Annotated in this window: 2 protein-coding genes; both read left to right on the forward strand. The window is 60.6% G+C overall.

Annotated elements, in window-relative coordinates:
• Positions 1-2,350 (forward strand): protein kinase (locus HKN37_15065; GenBank protein NNE47970.1); only part of this gene is annotated, 2,350 nt, incomplete at its 5' end.
• Positions 2,351-2,378: 28 nt separating this feature from the next.
• On the forward strand, positions 2,379-4,863 hold a 2,485-nt coding region (locus HKN37_15070; protein NNE47971.1), incomplete at its 3' end, for a protein kinase.

A 4,863-nucleotide genomic window follows, 5' to 3' on the forward strand; every position in this document is an offset into this window, starting at 1 on the left:
CATCAAGAGCGGCAACATCATGCTGACCACGAAGGGAGTCGCGAAGATTCTCGACTTCGGTCTGGCGAAGACAACGGCCTCGACGAAGCTCACTCAAATGGGCTCGACGCTGGGGACAGTCGCCTACATGAGCCCGGAGCAGGCGAAGGGGGAAGAGGTGGACCGGCGGAGCGACATCTTCTCACTGGGCGTGATCCTGTATGAGTTGATCACGGGCCGGCTGCCCTTCAGGGGAGACTACGAGCAAGCGGTAGTCTATGGGATCCTGAACGAGGACCCGGAGTCGCTGACGACGCTTCGCGCAGGTGTGCCGATGGCACTCGACGGGATCATCGCGAAGATGCTGGCGAAGGATCCGGATCTGCGGTACCAGCATGTCGACGAGCTTCCGGCGGACCTTAAGGCGATTGATCTGGCAGCGAGTGTGCAGACCTCGCGACTATCGACAACCACGACAACTGTCCGGCCAGCCACTTTAGGTGGAGTAGATGCCATAGCTATTGAGCCAGCCGCCGGCTCCAGAAGTCGTCGTCCGAATGCCCTCGTTGCAGGGATAGCTCTGCTGTTGGGACTACTGGTCGGAGCCGCGGGGGTATGGGCATTCGGTGGAGATTCATCCGAAGTCGAGAGATCCGTCAAACGACTGGCGCTCCCAAGTCCCGAAGCTGAGCGATTGACGGCACTCGACGTTACGCCCGACGGCGCGTCGGTCGTCTATGTCGGGCAAACAGGCGATCCCATACGCGTGCTTGAACTGGATGATGGTTCCGTCAGGACGCTCGATGGCACGGAGGACGCCCTCGTGCTGCGCGTTTCTCCTGATGGCAGCTGGATCATGATGACGATGGTCTCTGGCGTGAAGCGCGTCTCACTGTTCGGTGGGAAGCCAATTACGGTGGTCGACGAGACAACCGAGCCGGGGCCCTATACGGCGTGGGCTCCTGATGAGAGACTCATCTATGAGGATTTCGGAACACTCTGGATCAAGCCGCTCGTCGGCGGGTCGCCGACGCAGGTTACCACGCTGGAAGAAGGCGAGCTTGATCACGACTGGCCCTTTGTCCTTCCGGACGGGAAGACGATGATCGCGACAATCGAGTACGCTGGCGGGTCCGTTGGAATCGGAATGTGGGATCTGGATTCGCTGGAGAGAATCGGAGTGCTTGAGCTTGGAGGCTATGCACCGAGGTGGATTCCGACGGGGCACCTGATCTTCGAACTCGAGGGTGAGCTTATGGCAGTCCCGTTTGATGTTACGAAACGAAAGATCGCCGGAGTGCCTGCGAGCCTCGAATCGTCCGTTGACCCGCGGACCTTCGCAGTGTCCGCCGGCGGGACGTTCGTCTCGCTCGAGGCCACGGCCCGCAACGTCCTCGGTGGTTTGAACTCGGTCATAAACAGGCTTGACTTCGGAGGTTCTGCGAGGTCGCTGCCGTTCGAGGTGCAGAACTACTGGGATCTACGCCTCTCGCCGGACGGAAGTCAGCTCGCCGTCGAGATCAGTGATGTAGGCGGGACCGGACCCCAGTCGATTCCAGACCAGGATATCTGGGTTCTTGATGTCAAGAGCGGATTCCGGGACCGCCTGACGTTCGACAACAGCGGGGACGAGCCGACGTGGTCGCCCGGCGGCGACTCATTGCTATACGTAGATCGAAGAGTGTCCCTTCGCGAAGGGACGGGTCGTTCGAGCCGCCTCATCGTGCGGTCCTCGGATGGGACCGGGAGCCCGAGGATACTGCATGCCGATTCGGTCCGGCTTGAGTACCCCGACTGGTCACCCGACGGACGGTACGTGACGTTCACGCGATCAAACATCTTTGCAAACCGGGGTGAAGGACCCGCGAGTGAGGCCTTGAGAGGTTCGTTCACCGCCGTCACCCTTCTTGACCTTCGCGACGGTGCGCTCCGGGTCATCGAAAACGAAGCCACGCGGGGACGATTCTCCCCGGACGGGCGCTTTATTGCGTACGAGCATCGGGACCATGTGTTTGCCAAACCAGTCAGCGCCGAAGGGGGAGAGTGGGACGTCTCCGATGGCCCGGGCTCGGCTCCCGAGTGGTCCAGGGACGGCAAGTTTCTCTATTTCCTGGACGGGCCTTCCCTCATGCGTGTCGAGGTTGCCCCTGTTGGGAGTCGAGTTCGGTTTGGAAATCCGGAGGAAGTAGCCCGGACCGACCGGGCCCGAATCTCCTACACATTGACGGAGGACAATGCCGGTATGTATGTCACCGGCTTGCCGACTGTTGTGACCGACGAAGATGACGACCAGACAGACGCGTCCGCCCCACCCGTCAACGTCGTGATCAACTGGTTTGAGCACGTCAAGCGCCTCTCGCCGAACCCATAGCGCCTGAACGCGTCATAGGGCCACCTCTGTGAATCCCGGCACCATCATATCGCACTACCGCGTCGTCGGCCAGCTTGGCCAGGGCGGGATGGGCATCGTCTACAAGGCCGAGGATACTAAGCTCGACCGGACGGTGGCGCTGAAGCTGCTGCCACCTCATGCACTGGCATCGGAAGATGACCGGGCGCGTTTCTATCGCGAAGCCCGTGCGGCCGCGGCACTCAATCATCCCAACATCGCGCATGTCTACGAGATAGACGAAAGTGACGTGGAGGGAGAAGCGAAGCGTCCCTTCATTGCGATGGAGTACATCGATGGAGAGTCGCTAGCCGAACGCGTCGCCAAGGGTCCACTCCCTTTGCAGGATGCGATCTCCATTGCAACACAGGTTGCCGATGGACTGAAGGCGGCGCACGAGAAGAACATTGTGCACCGCGACGTCAAGAGCGGCAACATTATGCTGACGTCGGCGGGTGTTCCGAAAATTCTCGACTTCGGTCTGGCGAAGACGGCAGCCTCGACGAAGCTGACACAGATGGGCTCGACGCTAGGGACGGTGGCCTACATGAGTCCCGAGCAGGCGCGGGGCGAGGAGGTGGACCGGAGAAGCGACGTCTGGTCGCTCGGTGTGATCTTGTACGAGATGGTGTCAGGCCAGATGCCGTTCCTCGGCGACTATGAGCAGGCAACCATCTACGGCATTCTGAACGCGGAGCCCGAGCCGCTGACGGCCGTTCGCACAGGCGTGTCGATGGAGATTGAACGCATCGTCAGCAAGTGCCTGACAAAGGATGCGGAGTTGCGCTACGGTTCGGCTGCGGATCTGATCGTCGATCTCCGCCGCGTTGCAACGAGTCAGAGCTCAGCGACGTTCGCAGCATCTTCCGCTACGACTCGTCTCTCTGGCACAGCACCGTCCGCCGTGTCGGGTGTGGACGCGCCGGGCTCGGTCGTTCAGCCAGTCGCCAAAGACGGATCCCGCAGCTGGCTCTGGCTTGTGCCCGGACTGATTCTGGGATTCGCACTCGCGTGGGTGCTTATCGGCCGAGGCGACGAGGGCCGTGCCGAGCCTTTCCGAAAGTTGACACTTCACTTCGAGGGACTGCAGTGGATTCGGCATACCGCCATGTCACCGGACGGGCGATACCTGGCGCTGGATGCCGCCGACACATCCGGGACGCACGGGATCTTCCTGCACGATCTATCCGAGGGAACGACCCGGCTTATCGAAGACACATTCGACAAGGACTATCCGTTCTTCTCTCCAGACGGATCGCGACTTGTTATCGAAGCCCAAAACGGATCCAGCATCTACCTGATCTCTATTCCCAATGGGTTGCCGGTGAGCGTTGTTGCAAACGGCGGCATGCCCGCCTGGGAGTCGAACGAATCGATCATATTCGAGAGGGCGGGCGACGCTTACCGAAAGAATCTTACGGATGGCACCGAAGAGTTCGTCGCCCGAGCCGACACGCTGCCAGGTCGAGAGCAATTCATCTACATCGGCGAGATCCTTCGCGAACAGAAGACGCTGATCTCTAGCCGTCAGTACGCGTCTGGTACGAACGCGGACTTGATCACCATCGATCTGACGAGCGGCGAGTGGAGAATCCTCGAGCCGGCGGCCATCAATGGATGGTATGTGAAGGATGGCTTTCTCGTGTACCAATTGGGAACCGACAGCGGCCGAATGGTTGTTCGCCCATTTGATGCCGGCACACAACGGTTCACAGGACCACCCATGGACCTTTTACCTGAGACGGAGTGGTTCCGCGTTCGAACAACGCCCGACGGAGACTTGCTGTACGTTCCGGATCCTCCGCCGAGGCCCGCGAGTCGGCTCGAATGGCTGAACCCGGATGGCCGCCGCGAGCTGGCCGTCGAGCTCAACGACAACATCTGGGGCCTTCCCGCACTCTCTCCGGACGGCCGCTCCGTTCTGATAAGCGAGACGACCTCCCTGACGTCCTGGGAGGTTCCACTGCTCCGTGTCGATCTCCGGACCGGCGTCCGGGAGCCGATTTCGTCCCACTCGATCAACTCGCTGCCGACGTGGATGCCCGACGGAGATGCCTACTTCTTCGCGACCGGCTGGTTTGGGTGGGGGGAGCAGTCGATTGTGAAGCAGTTCAATGGTGAGCTGAGCACAGACGAAGTCGTAATAAAGGGCGGCTCGCATCCGAGCGTGTCATCAGACGGTCGCTGGCTGCTGTATATCGAGGTCGAGGAGAACTCCGGACCCAACCTGTTCGCTCTCGACCTGTCGTCCAGGGATACTGTTTCGATCGAACAGGGTCTTGATTCCGCCGCTTTTCCCGCTCTTTCGCCGGATGGCCGGTTCGTTGTGTACAGCGTGCAAGAGGTCGGTGGGTCGGAGATCCGAATTATTCCGTTCCGGGGCGGATCCGCAAGGACGGTTGCCACGAAGGCCGGCCAGATGGCCCTCTGGTCCAGAGATGGGTCATCGCTTCTCTACATAAAGAGCGGCAACGTGGTGAGACTCCCGGTCGATA

Source organism: Rhodothermales bacterium, from assembly GCA_013002345.1.
Lineage (GTDB): Bacteria > Bacteroidota > Rhodothermia > Rhodothermales > JABDKH01 > JABDKH01.